The sequence below is a fragment of the Colwellia sp. C1TZA3 genome, assembly GCF_007954265.1.
GTDB lineage: Bacteria > Pseudomonadota > Gammaproteobacteria > Enterobacterales > Alteromonadaceae > Cognaticolwellia.
In genome coordinates, this window is sequence record NZ_VOLS01000157.1 from 1 (window position 1) to 651 (window position 651).

Here is a 651-nt window from a genome sequence, read left to right on the forward strand (position 1 = left end):
AGTTTTTTATAGTCGGCATATCAACAGATTACACATAACAAGCTGTTCAAGTGGGACAAATTACAGTTGGCTGTTTTCGTTCCTCAACATTTTAGCCAACTACAATTTGCCCCTTAACAGGGCGTTATAAGAACTAAAGGATTGGTTATGAAATCTCTTGCTGGAATTATTTTGGTTTTCTTTCTTGCGGCTTGCAGCTCAAATTCACAAGTGCCTGAAAGCTCGAACTCACAACAACACAGTACTATCAATGTTCCTGAAAACTTCAAAAAACAGAGTGGTAATAATGCTGAAACTGCTTTAGCTAATATAGTTCTGGCTACGGCTGTTGGTGTGTCACAAAAAGATAAATTTGAATGCAAAAAAGAGTGTGAGCAACAACTTAAAAAATCGTTAAACAAAAGCATTGAAAACAAGCAGTAGGTTAAAGTTCTTATAACAAGTCGTTAAAGCAGGACAAATAACAGTTGGCTTTTGCTCCTGCGTCGCTTATTTTAGCCAACATATTATTTGCCTCTTAACGAGGCGTTATGTGTTTCTCATATTTTGGAATTAATCTACATGTTTGGAAGGTGTAAAAATTGCCGTCTTTTGAAAAACATCAATGTCCTCAAAGATAGAGACGACATGCTTGATTGCTTAAATAAACTA

Annotated in this window: 1 protein-coding gene; it reads left to right on the forward strand. The window is 35.8% G+C overall.

From position 1 onward, the window contains the following. Positions 1–147 precede the first annotated feature (147 nt). A complete protein-coding gene (locus ESZ39_RS17635) occupies positions 148–423 on the forward strand; it encodes a hypothetical protein (protein ID WP_146881206.1) in 276 nt (91 codons plus the stop codon). The last annotated feature ends 228 nt before the right edge of the window (positions 424–651 follow it).

Coding starts and splice junctions, on each gene's coding strand:
- ESZ39_RS17635 (WP_146881206.1), top strand. CDS start 148: ATGAAATCTCTTGCTGGAATTATTTTGGTTTTCTTTCTTGCGGCTTGC.